Annotated in this window: 20 protein-coding genes and 2 tRNA genes; 4 read left to right on the top strand and 18 right to left on the bottom strand. The window is 34.0% G+C overall.

From position 1 onward, the window contains the following. Positions 1-131 precede the first annotated feature (131 nt). On the top strand, positions 132-419 hold the full coding sequence (locus NTY12_01710; GenBank protein ID MCX6792717.1) for an RNA-binding protein: 288 nt from the start codon (positions 132-134) through the stop codon (positions 417-419). Between the two features lie 116 nt (positions 420-535). On the opposite strand, the gene NTY12_01705 is transcribed toward NTY12_01710, so the two are convergent. The 6 genes from NTY12_01705 to NTY12_01680 all read right to left on the bottom strand — a co-directional run bounded on the left by NTY12_01705 (position 536) and on the right by NTY12_01680 (position 5,865). Next, positions 536-997, bottom strand: a complete 462-nt coding sequence (locus NTY12_01705) for a hypothetical protein (GenBank protein ID MCX6792716.1) — start codon at positions 995-997, stop codon at positions 536-538. Between the two features lie 344 nt (positions 998-1,341). Beyond that, a complete protein-coding gene (locus tag NTY12_01700) occupies positions 1,342-1,719 on the bottom strand; it encodes a hypothetical protein (GenBank protein ID MCX6792715.1) in 378 nt (125 codons plus the stop codon). 298 nt (positions 1,720-2,017) lie between these two features. Further along, complete coding sequence (locus tag NTY12_01695; GenBank protein MCX6792714.1) at positions 2,018-2,704, bottom strand: RNA methyltransferase; 687 nt, start codon at positions 2,702-2,704, stop codon at positions 2,018-2,020. A 3-nt stretch (positions 2,705-2,707) separates the two neighbouring features. After that, on the bottom strand, positions 2,708-3,619 hold the full coding sequence (locus NTY12_01690) for a permease-like cell division protein FtsX (GenBank protein ID MCX6792713.1): 912 nt from the start codon (positions 3,617-3,619) through the stop codon (positions 2,708-2,710). A 1-nt stretch (position 3,620) separates the two neighbouring features. After that, positions 3,621-4,301, bottom strand: coding sequence for a cell division ATP-binding protein FtsE (ftsE, locus tag NTY12_01685; GenBank protein ID MCX6792712.1), 681 nt, complete (start codon positions 4,299-4,301; stop codon positions 3,621-3,623). 1 nt (position 4,302) lies between these two features. Next, positions 4,303-5,865 carry a serine hydrolase gene (locus NTY12_01680; protein ID MCX6792711.1) on the bottom strand — a complete coding sequence of 521 codons (1,563 nt, stop codon included), beginning with the start codon at positions 5,863-5,865 and terminating at the stop codon, positions 4,303-4,305. A 116-nt stretch (positions 5,866-5,981) separates the two neighbouring features. Here NTY12_01680 and NTY12_01675 point away from each other — a divergent pair. From NTY12_01675 to NTY12_01665, 3 genes are all read left to right on the top strand, one after another. After that, positions 5,982-6,052: transfer RNA gene (locus NTY12_01675), tRNA-Gly, on the top strand. 9 nt (positions 6,053-6,061) lie between these two features. Further along, positions 6,062-6,134 (top strand) — tRNA-Thr (locus NTY12_01670). 33 nt (positions 6,135-6,167) lie between these two features. Then, positions 6,168-6,593, top strand: coding sequence for a hypothetical protein (locus NTY12_01665; protein ID MCX6792710.1), 426 nt, complete (start codon positions 6,168-6,170; stop codon positions 6,591-6,593). Between the two features lie 42 nt (positions 6,594-6,635). On the opposite strand, the gene NTY12_01660 is transcribed toward NTY12_01665, so the two are convergent. From NTY12_01660 to NTY12_01605, 12 genes are all read right to left on the bottom strand, one after another. Beyond that, positions 6,636-7,052, bottom strand: a complete 417-nt coding sequence (locus NTY12_01660; protein MCX6792709.1) for a septum formation initiator family protein — start codon at positions 7,050-7,052, stop codon at positions 6,636-6,638. Between the two features lie 426 nt (positions 7,053-7,478). Next, positions 7,479-8,087: a nucleoside-diphosphate kinase gene (locus tag NTY12_01655; protein ID MCX6792708.1), complete on the bottom strand. Its 609-nt coding sequence runs from the start codon at positions 8,085-8,087 to the stop codon at positions 7,479-7,481. Between the two features lie 29 nt (positions 8,088-8,116). Then, the gene (locus tag NTY12_01650) at positions 8,117-9,007 is read right to left on the bottom strand and encodes a ComEC/Rec2 family competence protein (GenBank protein ID MCX6792707.1); all 891 of its coding nucleotides are present in this window, start codon (positions 9,005-9,007) and stop codon (positions 8,117-8,119) included. A 15-nt stretch (positions 9,008-9,022) separates the two neighbouring features. Then, positions 9,023-9,340, bottom strand: a complete 318-nt coding sequence (trxA, locus tag NTY12_01645) for a thioredoxin (GenBank protein MCX6792706.1) — start codon at positions 9,338-9,340, stop codon at positions 9,023-9,025. A 39-nt stretch (positions 9,341-9,379) separates the two neighbouring features. Continuing rightward, complete coding sequence (locus NTY12_01640; protein MCX6792705.1) at positions 9,380-9,742, bottom strand: four helix bundle protein; 363 nt, start codon at positions 9,740-9,742, stop codon at positions 9,380-9,382. A 105-nt stretch (positions 9,743-9,847) separates the two neighbouring features. After that, positions 9,848-11,122, bottom strand: a complete 1,275-nt coding sequence (locus NTY12_01635; protein ID MCX6792704.1) for an excinuclease ABC subunit UvrC — start codon at positions 11,120-11,122, stop codon at positions 9,848-9,850. Positions 11,123-11,186: 64 nt separating this feature from the next. Continuing rightward, on the bottom strand, positions 11,187-11,495 hold the full coding sequence (locus tag NTY12_01630) for a hypothetical protein (GenBank protein ID MCX6792703.1): 309 nt from the start codon (positions 11,493-11,495) through the stop codon (positions 11,187-11,189). A 15-nt stretch (positions 11,496-11,510) separates the two neighbouring features. Further along, on the bottom strand, positions 11,511-12,317 hold the full coding sequence (locus NTY12_01625; GenBank protein MCX6792702.1) for a hypothetical protein: 807 nt from the start codon (positions 12,315-12,317) through the stop codon (positions 11,511-11,513). A 48-nt stretch (positions 12,318-12,365) separates the two neighbouring features. Continuing rightward, positions 12,366-13,169 carry a hypothetical protein gene (locus tag NTY12_01620; GenBank protein MCX6792701.1) on the bottom strand — a complete coding sequence of 268 codons (804 nt, stop codon included), beginning with the start codon at positions 13,167-13,169 and terminating at the stop codon, positions 12,366-12,368. A 213-nt stretch (positions 13,170-13,382) separates the two neighbouring features. Then, the gene (locus NTY12_01615; GenBank protein MCX6792700.1) at positions 13,383-14,042 is read right to left on the bottom strand and encodes a hypothetical protein; all 660 of its coding nucleotides are present in this window, start codon (positions 14,040-14,042) and stop codon (positions 13,383-13,385) included. 248 nt (positions 14,043-14,290) lie between these two features. Next, complete coding sequence (locus tag NTY12_01610) at positions 14,291-15,043, bottom strand: hypothetical protein (protein ID MCX6792699.1); 753 nt, start codon at positions 15,041-15,043, stop codon at positions 14,291-14,293. Between the two features lie 225 nt (positions 15,044-15,268). Continuing rightward, on the bottom strand, positions 15,269-15,877 hold the full coding sequence (locus tag NTY12_01605; GenBank protein ID MCX6792698.1) for a hypothetical protein: 609 nt from the start codon (positions 15,875-15,877) through the stop codon (positions 15,269-15,271). Positions 15,878-16,332 lie beyond the last annotated feature (455 nt).

The raw sequence follows: 16,332 nt of genomic DNA, 5'->3' as shown, positions 1-16,332 counted from the left end.
TACTAACGTTTGTAAGTGTCTCGTTCAAGTTCAAGCGTTCTTGCGCGTTCCCATCAGGCCATAGGCTTTCTTGAGAATAAACATGACGAAGGTCGCCTTACAACCTTTATCATTAAGAATAATTCAAAGCTATGGCTAAGAAATTATTTGTCGGCGGAGTTCCTTTCTCTTGCACAAATGAAGCTCTAAAGGCTCATTTTGAACAAGCTGGTACCGTTGAGTCTGCTACCATTATTATGGATCGGGCTACAGGTCGCTCAAAAGGATTTGGTTTCGTCGAGATGGCAACTGAAGAGGAAGCCCAAAAGGCTATCTCAATGTTGAATGGCACTGACATGGAAGGTCGTGCTATCAATGTTTCAGAAGCTCGTCCAATGGCTGAAAGGCCACAACGCGAATCTCGCGATCGTCGCTGGTAATTTTACCAAGACAATTAAAACCCCGCGCCATTATGGTGCGGGGTTTTTGTTTTAAAAAAGAAAAAAGGTGTTCATATCATTTGATATAAACACCTAGCTTCGACAATCTTGTTTCTTTATTTTAACTCATCAAAAGGTCTTCCGAATTCAAATCCGAAAACTTTCCAGTTATTGTCTGTTGTGACATTGATTGAAAGTTTAAGTGAATTCTTCATTCCGTTATATTCACGGAAGTTGTTAAGATCTTTTTGAGAGAAGGTATTTGAATTAAAAGTTTTGGTTATTTTCTTGTCATTTTTGTAGAAAGAAAATTCAACACTCTTTATTACCTTAGAATATTTCGGATTGCTTGTAGAAATTTCAAGTGAGTATACCGTTTGTCCGTCTACCACTAAAATTTTTACTTCAACCGATTGATCTTTGAACATTTCATTGCAGATAGTATATTTTTCTACAACTGCTACGCTTTTACCTATTGGTTCAATTTCATAATTTGAAGCAATTGGCTGTGCGAATGTGCTTGTGAAACTGGTAAATAATACTGCTACTACTGCTAATGTTAAGATTAAGTTTTTCATTCTTCAATTAAATTTAAGTTTATATTAAGAATCTAGCTGCCTCCTGCTCTAAGCCGAGACTGGTAGGTTCTTAATATAAACTTTTGTCTTTCAAAGAACTTTTACTATGTCTATAGTATAGCACATATGTATTATCTTGTCAAGAGGCAAAAGCCATAAATGCTATATTTAGGCTAATATTAAATAAAATATTAAACTATTTTAGCTAAATTTTGTCAATATTATCAATCTATTTTCTTCTCTTCTGCTCGATAATTGAAGTAGAAAATACCCCATAAAACGAAAGACAGGCAACTTATTTATTCAAGTTGCCTGTATGAAACGGATTGTTTTGCTTTTATTGCTTATTTTGCTGCTATGTATAATGGTACTTCCGAAGAAATTATTTCATTTCCAGAAGCGTCATAAAGTATAACAGACTGATTTATAACTCTCATTGAGATTGTTCTGTTTTCGTCCAGAGTAACGTTTTTTATTACTATTGGAGGAACCGTGGAACCGTCAATAACAGTTACTTTGCTAACATTATCAGTGAATTTAACTTCTTTTTGATCGTAAGCAGTTACTTTTGAAGATTTTACGTAGTCAAGGATTGACTTAGTTGTTGTAACCTGATCTTTTTTGCTTTCTTCTGAGAAGATATTCGAACAACTCACGATTGTTAAAGAGGTTACTACTGCAAAAATTACTGAAAGAATTACGATTGTTTTTGAGTTCTTCATTGTGTTTTCCTTTATTTTATTGATTTACGGATAAAGATCTATATGTCTTTAGATAAAGCTTATATAAGTCTTTATCCGTAAGTCTTAAAGGAGATGTAAAGAACTTTCACTATGATTATAGTATAGCACATATATATTATCTTGTCAAGAGGCAGAAGTTATGAACGCACTATTTTGGCTAAAATTAAGAAAATATCAAAATATTTTGTAACATTTTTGTCAATTATAAAAGACAAGCTATTATATAGCTCGTCTCATTAAATCGATATTTTGTTGTCTTTAATTACCGTGGCTAGCCCTAAAGAATGGAGTATCTGAGGCCCAGAATAATTGCTAAGGCCGCGGCAACGTTCAAAGACTCCAAGTTTTTATCATGCGCAATCTCTAAAGAGCTGCCCTTAAGCGGTAACTTAATCCCCTGACCTTCTGAGCCAGCCACGATAATGATTTCCTTTGGCAATTTCTTTAGATTCTTTTCCGAACAAACAATAGTCGTCTTTTTATTATTTTCTAATAAATAGACTTCACGCTTCAATGATTTAATAAAAGCTAAAGCCTGGTCACGCTCAATCTCTAACCAAGGCGTTTTGAAAAAAGCGCCTGCCGAAGCACGAACCACCTTTTGGTTTGCCGGATCAGCTGATTCAACTAAAACTAATGAAGCATTAAAACCTAAAGCGAGTCTTAATATAGTTCCAATATTCCCGGGATCTTGCACACCATCTAAAACTACAATCGTTGGGCGACTTAAAATATCTTCCTTCTCCCATTTTGGAATACGTGCCACGCCAGCAATTGACTGTGGCGTGACCGTACTTACCAACTGATTAAACTTAATTGTATCTTTGGGCGTAAAAGTATATTCCAAAAAATCTTTAGCTTCCGCCAAATTCTTTTCTCCTTCAACTAAACAAAGGCCCGATTCAGAGCGGCCCTTAGTTGTTGCGAGTGTTCGAATTAATTTTTCCTGACGCAAAGTCAACATAAACTAAATATTAGAATATTTCCTTACGGCCACCAAACTAGCTACAATGTTTACTAACGAAGCACCAATTAATTCAAGCAAGAAAAACTGCCAGAAGTTGTCTTTGAAATAATTGATAATATTAAAATTATAGTTCATGAAGAAAGTCTCTAAATATGGCTGCAATAATGACAAGAAGAAGTAAAATATTACCGTAGTCAGAATCATACCGACTAAACTATAAATGACGCTGGAAATAATAAATGGTGATCTAATAAACCAATCTGAACCACCGACAAGGCGCATAATACCGATCTCAGCGCGGTGAGTATAAATCGCCACTCTAATAGTATTATACAGCACTAACAAAGTAATAAAGACAAATAATATTGTAACAAAAAAACCAGCCTGACTAACTTTGTCAGTAATAAGGTTTATTTTATCAAGCATCAATTTATGATCGTCAAAATTTCGGCTTTCAATGATTGGGCTAGAAATCTTATTTAAACCCGCAATCAAGCTATCATAGTGTCCAACATCTTTTGGTCGAATAATTAAACTTGGCGACAAAGGGTTAGCATCTAACTCACGAAGCGCTTCTAAAATGTCAGGATTGTTTTTTTGCTTAGCTTGAAAATCTTCCAAAGCTTGCTGCTTAGAAACATAAACTACTTCACGAACATTATCTAATCCACTAATATTGGCGCGTAAAGATAAGATATCGCTTTCAGCTGCGTCTGGCTTTAAGTATAGGCTTACGTCTATTCTATCGCGCACAGTATCAATCGCGGCGCGACTAATTACCTGTACCACTAATAACAAGTTCACTGAGAAAAGCGCCAAAATCAAAATGATAATAGTTACAACTGATAACCAAATATTTCGGAAAATATCTGTAACGCTGAACTTTAGTGAACGATATAAAGAAATAAACATATTAGATAACGTATTTACCAACAGCCTGATCAGAAATGACTCGGCCATCATGCAATGTAATAACGCGGCGTTTTAAACGATTAACTACATCTTTATTGTGCGTGACCAAAACGACCGTAGTACCAAATTCATTAATCTTACGTAGTAATTCAATAATTTCTTGAGCATTAATAGAATCAAGGTTTCCAGTTGGCTCATCAGCTAACAAAACTTTAGGCTGATACACTAAAGCACGAGCAATGGCTGCGCGTTGCTGTTCTCCGCCTGAAACTTCGTTAGGATAGCGATGCATTTTACCGCCTAAGCCAACAATCTTCATCACTTGCGGCACAATGGACTTAATTTTTTTGTTTGACTTACCAGCTACCTCAAGTGCAAAAGCAACATTTTCAAACAAAGTTCTTTTTGGTAACAATTTGAAATCCTGAAAAATAACTGCTACCTGACGGCGTAAATATGGCACTTCTGATTTACCAATCTTAGTAATTTCCCAATCACCTATTTTTATTTTTCCTTCGGTTGGTTTTTCTTCGCCAATCAGACAACGTACTAAAGTTGTTTTACCAGTACCAGACTGACCCACGAGCGAAACAAATTCGCCTGGTTTTATATCAAGCGAAACGCGATCAAGCGCCTTAATATTCGGATTATAAATTTTTGAAACATTCTCTAGAGTTATCATCTTATTTCAAAGTTTTATTGGCTAGGGCTAACAAGGTTTTAGTATCGTCAACACTGGCCTGGCGTGTTGGAGCACCAAACACGACAACAATAATATTTTTATTTTTATCACTTGGCCACTTAGTTGCTAAACAATAGCCCGCTTCATCTAAATATCCAGTCTTTGAACCTAATAAATCTGAGTCAGCTTCGCGCGCCAAAAGATTAGTATTTTTAAAACTGTGCTTAATTTTACTATTAAACGTCGTCACGGTATAAGACTGTTTAACAGTTAGTGAAGAAATAGTTGCATCACTAAAAGCCTCTCTTGCTATTATAGCATAATCGCGTGCGGTCGTAACATTTTTTTGTGACAAACCAGTTGGTTCTACAACCGAAGTTTTAGTAGCACCCCAAGCTTTGAGCTTCGCATTCATACGTGCAATAAAAGTTTCACGTTTTACACCAGAAACTCTAACTAAAGATTCAACAGTATTATTAGTTGAACCAATAAGTGATGAAGCTACCAAATCTTTAATTGTGACTTTATCCCCATCCTTTAATTTAAGACGAGCCGATTGACTAGCTGGCACATAAAGATTATTTAGCTGCTCATCTTTCACGGAATAAGCCACGACTTTCTTTAAATCTGGCTTTGTATCTAGAAAAACCTTAACAGCGATCAGCTTGGTTAAACTAGCCATGGAAACAACTTTATTTGGTTCTTTACTCCATAAAATCTTTTTATCAGCGCTATTAAAAGCTAGAGCCGAAACAGCTGACACTGTATCATCTGTTTTTTCTTTGACTGGAGTAATGACTGTATTAGCCGGCAATTCTTCTACCGCAATATTATTCATCATGCCCTGAGAAGTTGGCGCTAATTTTGCAAAAGCTACAGCGTCTAAATCCACTACGCGATTTGGTAGCTTACTTCTATCTGGTCCGTAATCATTAATAATGACATCAACTGATTTTTTATTATCCAAGTTAATAACTCTTAACTTGGTGCCTTTAGGAAAGTCGGGCGACGCCGCAAACAAACCATTCTTAAAACGATACCAACTTGCCGAACCTTTAACTAAAATTTTAGGATTTTCAAAAATAGCTAAACGAGCAAAAGGCATAGTCAAAGTAGTATTGACTGTACCTTTTATAAAATTCTCATTGCTTGGCAATTTCTGCCAGGCGTTTTTATTAGTATCAAAAAAATAAACCTGCTTGGAAAAATTAGAACCAGAACTTCTTAAACTAAGATAATAAGAACCCTGACTAAAATTAGCCGCTGGTATATCGACTTGATAAATATAGCCAGCTTGATTTAAGCCGCTTGGCGGAACCGCCACTTCATTGACAGTTCTTAAACTAACAATCGTCGGCGCCGTTAAGCGGCCGGCAGGTATACCAATTTGTAAATGATTTTCAAAAGCTGAAAATGATAAGTCCTGACTTAAGCTGCTGGAACCAATACTGGCTTCAAAGCTATAGCTTATGTCACCGCTGGAAATTACATCTTGTGCCCAAATAATCGGCGAAGTCGCCGCTGTAAGAGATACTAATATTAAACTAACTAATATTTTTTTCATCTTGGCAAAATAAAAGTCAACTAAAGTTGACGAAAATGATTATATGACAATATAATTATAGCACAAATAAGGATAATTCTTAATTCCTAGCTAAGATTAGATAAATCTTCAATAATGCGGGCATAGTATAGTGGCAGTACACGACCTTCCCAAGGTTGAGGCACGAGTTCGATTCCCGTTACCCGCTCAAGTATTTGCCGACCTAGCTCAACTGGTAGAGCAATGGTATCGTAAACCATAGGTTATGGGTTCAATTCCCGTGGTCGGCTCAAAGAATTTAAAACAAAAAAACGGAGGACAGAGTGGAACATTCAAAATTAATTAGTTCGGCCGCTTTTCTAAAACTCATCAGAAACGACGAAAATGACGCTGTAGTAGGTACGGTAATTTCAGCAGAAGGTTACCCTGGCAAGATATTCTATAATATGTGCGAGGGCATAGAAATAATCAACGAATACAGAGAGCAAAATCTAATTTGCGAAGAAGAATATGATTATCTATGTTTCGAAATTTATAACTCTGGGTTAACCGAAGAGCCAATAGCTGAAGTGAATGAAGGCATTAGCGTTGTCAGAAACCACATTAACGATTTAGAAAGCAATTACACAAGAGACTATGTAATTGCCAACGCAAGGGAAAATTTTCCTAAATACCCGCTTGAGTTGCTCAATCTCTTATTCGAAGAAAGCATTTTCAAAAAAGATAATAGTCATAAAACTATTAATTAAAAATAAAAGCCATCAAAGGATGGCTTTTATCATACAAAAAAATTACTTTTTAAAAAAATAATCTAGCCATTTAGAAAAGTTACCCAGCAGCTTAGGCGAGCCTGGTGCTTTTGGTTCTTCTGGTAAATCAAACACTGAATCACTTGGCGAAACCGTCGGGCTTGTTCCATCACGACTTTCAATTATAGCTACTTCCTCCCCTGTTTTTTTATAGTTAAGTTTTGTTCTAGCTTCCTTTTCAACAAACTGATCTGATTGCATATAATCTAAAACTTGTTTTAAGCTACTGTTTTTATGTTCAAGGTCAGCGACTTGTTGTTGCATGTCTTTAACTTCTTTATCAATTGATCTTTTTTGGCGCCAATTTTTAGTCAGTGGCACAGCAAACAAAACTAATAAAAAAATTAGTACTAGCGTTAATAAAAACTGACGACTAAAAATAGTTTTAAAAAAAGACATAAATAAACATCAAACAATAAGCTTTCTCTCTTCCTAGCCCCATCAAGCGCCCGCTCTAAGCATTGGCATAAAAAACAGTAGGATTTTGCCATGAACTTAATCATGGAAAAGAACTTAAAGTCGACGAGGCCAGAAAAGACCAGCTAGCCAACCTCAAGTTCATTTAATCCTTAGCGCTCTCTGATAACGGAACACCGTTATCAGAAAAAGCTGGCCAACGTTAGATAGTTTGATCCAAAACTTATAGCAGGATTAATGAGGCTAGGAAAAGAAAAAGAACTGCCAAGCAACTATAGTATAGCAAAATATTTAGCTAAACAAAAACCACCCTGACAAGATGTCAGGATGGTTTTATGTTTTCCCGTGTGAGCATCAGATCAAGAACGCTCACCTACTAATTATATCATAAATTAAAAACTGGGCAAGCTATTCTTTTGTTCCGTCAAGGTTAACATCGTATAAAATAGCCTCCTGAACCAAGCGATATTTGATGATTTCTGACTCTGAGAACCAAATAGCAATCTCGCGCATAGCCTCTTCTGGCTTATCAGAGCAATGGACCAAGTTACGCACAGCGCGCTGGTCAATCCCAGCTAAGGCATAAGAGTCAACGGTTAAGTCGCCGCGAATTGTACCGATATCTGAAGTCATTGGTTCAGTCAAGCCAACGATTTTTTTAACAATACTGGCTGCCTGATTGCCTTCAAGTACCATAGCAACGACTGGACCAGAAGTCATGAAATAAACCAATTGGCGAACAATGTCTTTGCCGTATTCAATTGCTTCCTTATCAGCTTTAATACCGCGGCTTTCTAATTCCTTAACCATACCTTCACCTTTTTTCAAATACCAAGCTTCATCTTTGTCATAATGCGCCCAGCACTGTTCTTCAGTTGGCACAGTCATCTTCAAGGCCACAATCTTTAAACCAGTTCTTTCTAAGCGCTTTATAACTTCGCCAATCAAAGAACGTTGCACGCCGTCTGGCTTTACAATGACAAAAGTTTTTTCTGTTTTTGGGTGAGGATAGGACATAAAATATAATAAAATTGTTAATACGAAGATTATAGCGGGCAATCACCAATTAGGCAAGCCTGATCACTTTTAAGCCAATGGCCATCTGTTTCAAGATGAATCGTTCCTGAATCTTCGGTTAAATAACTTTTAATTCCTAAACGTTCTAATCTTTTCATAATCAAGGGCGAAGGATGACCATAAGAATTATCTTTACCAACCGAAATTAACGCTAAAGTTGGTTTAACACTTTTAAGAAATTCTTCGGTAGAACTGGTATCGGCGCCGTGATGACCTAATTTTATAACCTCGGCGTTCAAATTGTTTTTCTCATTGACGAGTAACTCCTCTTCTACTGGCTTTTCCGCATCACCCATTAATAAAAAGTCCATGTCAGCGTAAGACAATTTTAAAACAATTGAAGAGTTATTCGCATTAGAATATTTTTTATTAGCAACATTACTACGCGGATAAAGCGATGCAATATCTAAATTATCAATCGTAAATTTATCTATACCATTATAAATCGAAACCTTTGCGTCAGAATTCTCAACAACTGACATAAATTCTTTATAGCCAGAGTCTGAAGTTTCAATGCCAGTGATTAATAAATTACTAACTTGATAACGTTTAAAAACTTCAATCAAGCCACCAAAATGATCGTCATGCGGATGAGTTAAAACAACTAGATCAAGCTTTCTTTGCCAAAAAGGCAATTCTTCGCTTATACGACGTACTACTTTTTTACCAGCTCCGCCGTCAACCAAAATTGTTTTATCATTAACTGTTTCAATTAAAATAGCATCACCTTGACCAACGTCCAAAGTACTAAGTTCTAAATAATTTCTTGGTTTATACAAAAACCAAAACGCTACCAAGGCAGCTACAATAATAATTAATGTAGCTGCTACTAAGTAGCGTCTCCCCTCCTCTTTATTCATAGATTTTAAAAACTATTACTTGCTCAAAATGTCAGCTAAATCTTTCTTCTCTTGCACACCAACAAAACGCTCAGCTGGCTCACCATTACGGAACACAATAATTGTTGGAATACTCATAATACCAAATTGACGAGCAATATCCATTTCTTCATCAGTATTAACTTTTCCAACTACGGCCTTGCCTTCCATGTCAGTTGCTAATTCATCAACAATTGGGCCTTGAGCCTGACAAGGCCCACACCAAGGCGCAAAGAAATCAACTAAAACTGGCTGTGTTTTTGAAGCTTCAATGACTTCAGTAGCAAATGTATCTTTTGTGAAATGTTTAGACATATGTTTAATTTTATAATTTTATAGTTTTTAATTTTATAATTAATTTTTAATATTAAATTTTTTATTTAGACTTCTTGAGATAGCTGCAAATATTAAAGTCAATTCATGAGCCTCTTTATATAAATACAAACAAGTGTTTTTATAATCATCATTGATTACTGAAACCATTTTTAGCCAATGTTTTGTTTCGTTGGCTTCTTTCTGACAAATTCGTATTTTATTAGAAAAATCTCGTCGTGAGCTCGCTTGATTAGCCTCCATATAGTTAGCGCCCACACTAGTACTTGACCTGACAAGTTGTCTAACAATAGGATCACTAATTAATCCCGGTTTTATTGATTTGCAAAAATCAATGACAATTTCGCCAAAACGTGATGTTCTGGACTCTAAATTATAATTCATAACCCTCCTAATTAAAAATTAATAATTTGAAAATTAACTAAAAACTATAAAATTTAAAAATTATAAAATTTCTAGCGTTATACGATTATAGCACAATGACTTAATCTAGGCCAAGAACTTTTTAGACCTTAATTTTCGATGATATGTAATCGCAAAACGGTGAGATTCGTCGCGCACTCTTTTAATTAAATGTAAGGCCGGCGACGCCAACGGTAGCTGTAATGGTTTAGCTTCCCCTGGAAAAAAAATCTTATCTGGCGCTCCAGAACTTCTTAAACCTTCACCTTTAGTTATGCCAATGTAAGTTATATTTACTTTGGCTTTTTTTAAAATTTTACCAGCAGCATTAAGTTGCTGTTTGCCACCATCAATAATTATCAAATCAGGCAATGGCCAATCATTATTAAGTCGACGTTCCATAATTTCACTCAGCATTTGCACGTCCCCTTTTTTACGATCAACTGAATACTTACCAGTGATTTTAAATTTACGATATTCATTTTTATCAGCTTCGCCATTATCAAATACTACCATTGAGCCAACCGCACTCTTACCAAAAGTATTAGAAATATCATAACCTTCAATTCTTTTTGGAATTTTTGGTAAATCTAAAATTTTTGCTAACTCAATTACGTCGTTGGCGTATTTTTCACTAACACCTAAAACTCGTGTGTTTTCTAATACGCGTTTCATTTGCTCTAAACGATAAGCAATAACTCCGGCTTCTTCAAGCTTGCCCAATTTTTCAAGTTGTTTCTTTTCTTTCTCCAAATCCTTAACAACTTTGGTTTTCTTATTTTCAAAAAATAAAATCAAAGGCTTAATAACTTTTTCATTATATTCCTTGATTGTAACTTTATTTCCGCAAGGTCCAAGGCAGCGACCGATCTGATAATAGAAACATGGTTTTTTCTGAATTTTTCTCATCGTGCAATATGGCCAAATTTTTCTAACCGCTTTTAAGGTTTCTTTTAAAGCTTGTGAGCTAACAAAAGGTCCAAAATAGCGACCAGACTTGTTGATTTTTCGACTGAGAAAGACGCCGGGAATTTCATCTTCTAAAGAAATATTTACATAAAAAAATCTTTTATCGTCGCGTAAATCAACATTATAAAACGGCTGATGTTTTTTAATTAAATTCGCCTCTAACAACAGAGCTTCAATTTCACTATCAACTTCAATCCACATAATCTTAGCGATGTCTTTAACCATTTTAGCTTTGGCCGGCGTATGGGCTGTGCCTTCACGCCAATACGACAAAACACGGCTACGCAAATTAACTGCCTTGCCAATATAAATCAAATCCCCTGCTTTATTATAATACTGATAACAGCCAGGATTTGTAGGAATATTAAGTTTTTTTACATTATCTAATGTCATTTAAGTAGTATAGTAAAAAAAGAGGGGTTTTGCTAATAAAGCAAAACCCCAAATATGACTAAAATTATTCTTCTTCTAATTCTTCTTCGTTCTCTTCATACGCGTGACCAAGCAAGTAGTACGTACGTTTAATTGTCTTTTTTGTCTTACCGCCAGGCTGCGCTTCATGTATTACTTCAATTTCAACATCAATAAATATGCATGCACAAACAAAAATTCCAAGGGCCAACCAAGCGCATTTACCCAGTGTCCAACTACTCGATAAGTAAACGAGAGCAGAAATTACTAAGGACACAAACGCGTAACCGAGAACCTGAAAAAACATTTCGAAGCCGAGATCTTTTTCTTGAGATCTCTTTTTCTTCTGAGTCATATCAAGCTCCTTTCTTTATGTTTTTTGTTCAACCTCTAAATTTCCACAGGCTAAAGAATAAGCCAGCTCAAGAAAGTTGTTAAGTGCAAGGTCTTTCTCTCTGTCAGTGATATTATCCATCATTTTCTTAAAGCTATCGCAAAATTTCTTGTTAGCGGAAGCGTCACTTTTTATTGAGACAAGAAAGAAAATCATATCGTCATTATTTACAATATGCAATTCAGTTATATGTCTTTTAACAATTTCGATATATGCATTTACTTTTTCTTCATGAGTCAGTGAAGCGAAAACTTTAGCAACAACTTTCACTACGTTAAGCAGCATGTAATCATCTTTATATTTACTGCAAACTAGTTTAGCCATCTCTGCCAAGTTATGTGATTGAATCACCGAATTTACACTTTTTAACGCAATCTTAACATAGAATAAATATAGAGTGTTCTCTAAATAATCAGAAACCTTCAAAAACCAATCAAGATTTGCTTTACATTTGTAATAATAATCGCTCTTTATAAGATTTACACAAAGATTGCGAGTAATAATAAAAACCTCTTCAACTTTAGTACTATTCATTAACTCAGTGTGAAACAGAAACACTGATGAAGAAGTTTTACTATATTCTTCAATCTTTTCTTGTGCTTTTGTTTCGTTTAACTTTATTTCTGTTTTCAAGACCTGATTATCAGCCTCCAGCCTTTTATTCTTTTCATACTTATTTCTGGAGTCTAATATTAGAAAGAAAACAGCGACCAGTAATGCGACTGCAGGGCCAATGATAGTGGTAATTATTGTCCAGCATACATATGGGTTATTTTGTCCCATTTTACTACCCTTTCGAAAAATTTTATGTTTTTTGTTAATTAATTATTGTTATTTAACTCCAAGTTTTACGCCAGTTAATCCGGCCACCATTTCTAAGAATCTTATAACCCCTGGATCTTTAACTTCCTTTGTGAGTTCATCTATCATGACCTTAGCATCATCATGAAACTTTTTATTCTTAAAGACATCATCACTCTTTATATAACCAACAAACAATTCTAAATCCATTATATAATGGAGATTTTTGTCGACTATCTGGTTCTTGATGACGGCTATATAAACATCAAGCTTTTCTTTGTACTCTAATAACATAAATACATTTCCGATAACCCTTTTTACATTAATCATTAAGCAGATAGGGTCTGATGAATTGTTACATGCGAAGTTGATCGCTTTGGTTAATACAGATATCTTAAGCTCTGAATTATCAAGGCTCAATAGGTTCGTCTTGAAATATGAAACTAGCGCTTCCTCTAAAAATGCCTTAACCTGCCCATGCAGCTTAATGTTAGGATTTTTATTGAATGAAAATTCGCTAACTTGATAAGTCAGACATAAATTACGAGTGACTTCATAAGCATCTTCAATACTTTTGCATTTCTCTAAGTTTTCCTTAAAAAGGAATATTGAAGAAAAAATCTTAACCAATTTTTTGACATTTTCTTTGGCTTTTTCTTCGTCTGATTTTATTTCGGCTTTCAACGACTTAACTTCACGTTCAAGCCACGTATTTTGTTCATTCTTTCTCCCTAATAAAAAACTAAAAGAGAATATGACAGCAAATAGAGCTATTATATAAATAGTAACAACGACTATTACTGGCCAATAATTTGACAAATCTACTTGTCCCATTTTCTATCCTTTCAATAAATTTAATTTTTATTATTATTTAATTAAGTTAATTATTAAACCCGCTAAAAAACGAGCTTAATAATTAACTTAATTAGGTTCTTGTCAAAGATCGTAATCAAATACTATATTAAATTTTTACGGTTTTGTCAATAATATACAAAGTATCAAAAAAGTCGAATCTTTATTAGATTCGACTCGTTTGAAAGAACAAAATTACTTAGCTTGCATGGACTGCTTTAATGAAAGAAGTAATAGTTTAGCATAAACCACTTCAAGTTCATTAACTCCTTCATGAAGAGAATGCGTTTTATATAAACCTTCAAGACTATGTATGATCGCATTATTGTCACGGTCCTCCCCTATATACATTAGAAAAGTTTTATAGTCTTTATTTTCTGCAAAGCTAGAAGGACAATTTATTATTAACTGCAATAAGATACCTGCCTTATCTTCAGGACTAAGCTTTTGCAGTATCTCAAGGAGTGTTGATTTTGATAAAAAGATATTATCACAAACAATACCTGAACCTGAATTAGCAGCTGCAAAGAATTTAACAAAGAATAATCCTTGACCTAAAAGATTATCTATTTGATTAAAAACACCTAAAAAATAACTTCTAGCCAGCACCTTGAATAAATGTGATTCTTCTGGCGGTAGATCAGTGTTTAACTTTTTGAGGCTACCTATTATATGCGCTCCAGCACTAAACACATCAGAAACATCTTCCCAGAATATTAATTTTTTAATAAGGTTGATTTCGTTACACCTTAAATCTGAAATTTTCTTTGTAAGATTTTTTTGATTTTCTAAGCATTTTTTCTGCCAGCTCACTCTCAAAAGAAAACCACTAACAACTGTTAGAGCGATAGCCAAAAGACTATAACAAATTACATGAAATGAAATTCCCAATTTTTTCTCCTTGTTTAGGTTTATTGAATATTTTGTTATTTGAATTAATAGCTAAATTCACCTCTATGACGAACTCGGCTACTAATTCAAGCAACATTATGTTAAAGATCGCAATCAAATATTAAATCATATTATTACTTATTTGTCAATACTAATAAAAAAGCCGCATAGAATAACTATATTTTGTTGAACTATGCGGCGTTAAAAATGAACTACTCGAAGCTTTCGTTAAGCTTTAATAATTTAAGTTTTAAATTTTCTATACTACTTTCAACTATTTCTGCTATGTCTTGATATTCAAGTTTATACAAATCTTCTTTCAAAACAGCTTCCAAAGAAGCTATGAATAAACTAATATCAGCTGGCTTATAAAACTTCTCGAAAACATCATCTCTCATAAAAGTAACAACCAAAGACGAGTTTTGAACATTAAACACCAAAGGAGTTGTAATTTCATTTATAATTATATAATAAAGAAACACAACATCTTTTGTTTTCGGCAAGTCGCAAATAGTGGAAGCCAGCACTTCTTTTGGCGAAATGTCTTTATCGTTCAAATAACTTGCTTTACATGATTCGTAAATAACGCTTGAGATGACGACATTTCTATCTGCTATAAGTCGTCTGTAATATAGCTTTAAATTGCTTGCCAGATTAAAGACATCTAAATCATGAATTTTTCTTGCAAATAGACGATTGCCTACACTAACGACTTTGTTTAAATTAGCGAGTACTAAAACAAGATCTTTATAATGCAATAAGCTTTCAGTCAAACTATTTCTTAGGATAAAGTAGCTGACTCTCAAAGACGAATTGTCCACTTCTCTTCTCATTTTTAAGTACGCAAAAATAAATACTAGCAGCAAAATACCAAGTATGAGTGGAACATACCAAGGTGTTTTGTCTATTTTATCAACGAGCGGTAAGATAGAGGCTCGAAGAATATGTTTAAACTCATTAAACATTTCTACTCCTTTTTTAGTTAGATTAAAAACTCAAAGTCCTTAAGATAAAGACCTTTAGTATTTAACCTAACTAATTGTTTTCAAAGATCATGAGGATATCTTAGGAGCATGCGGTCAGATTGTCAATAAGTAAAAATATCTAAAAAAGCTAACTAAAATAATAAAAAAACGCGTCACAACCAGTTATGATTGTGACGCTTTAAACTTTAGAATTACTTCGCTATTTTATATTTCTGCATCATATTTATCAGTCTCAAGGCCTAGGAGTTCTGAAACCATAACTTTATCAGACGCAAGCATAGCTTTTCTTGCTTCGCCGAGTTTAATTTCAGGATTATTAATGTGCTCGGAAAGAATATTTGATACAAGCTGATTAAAATGTTGTTTCTCAGAAAGCTGATCCGACAAAATGGAATGTCTAAATGTATTGATAAAAAACTTTGATTCTTCTCCGCGAACAAATTTATCAGGGTGCGCTATTATAAGCCCTGCGTAAATAATGGCCAGATCAGATAGAGAAAATTCTTTTGCTAATACATCATTGAAGATAGTTATTAAGTCAAAGGGCATTGCGTCGTCTTTATGTATTATAAGCATATTAACTAAACCCTTAAATTTGTAATTACCGCCTTTTGATTTACTGTTTATAAGACCTACAAAATATTTATAAGTTAAAGCACGAATAAACATTATATCGCTGTTGTTCTCTTTAGTTTTTACAACATCAGCAAGACGAGAAAAAACTGCTAAAATAGTAACCTCCGAAGCCTGTATTAAGTTAGATATTGCATAGTATCGATTTTTTAACTCATCATAGCGATTTTGATCTTCCATTGTCTTATCAAGACAACACTCATACTTAGTTTTATAAAGACTCCTTTTACGATTAAGCCCGTAAAGAGTTACAGTAGCTACTAAAAGTAGCACGGACAATGTCCAAATTGCTATTAACATTGAATTTTCCTTTCAATTATTTTTGTTGTTATTAAGTTAATTATCAAACCTACTTTAGCTAAAGAATAGACTCAATGATTAACTTAATGACAAGTATTTTTCAAAAAACTAACAATAAAAAGATTTTAAAATATATCATATTATCTTAATTTTGTCAATATATGTAATTAAAATATACCTAATATTAAACATTTATTTAAAAAAATATGATTACTTGAAAATATAATAGCAATAAGCTAAACTAATCGTATATGATAAATCATAGCTTTACTCTAAATTTCTTTAGCTTTCCCTTTAGACAGAGGGGTCTATGGTAATATATTTTATATAAGAAA

It is taken from the genome of Candidatus Falkowbacteria bacterium (genome assembly GCA_026396835.1).
Lineage (GTDB): Bacteria > Patescibacteriota > Patescibacteriia > Patescibacteriales > Patescibacteriaceae > Patescibacterium.
The sequence above is the reverse complement of the archived record's forward strand: the minus strand, read 5'-3'. Positions and strand labels throughout refer to the sequence as shown.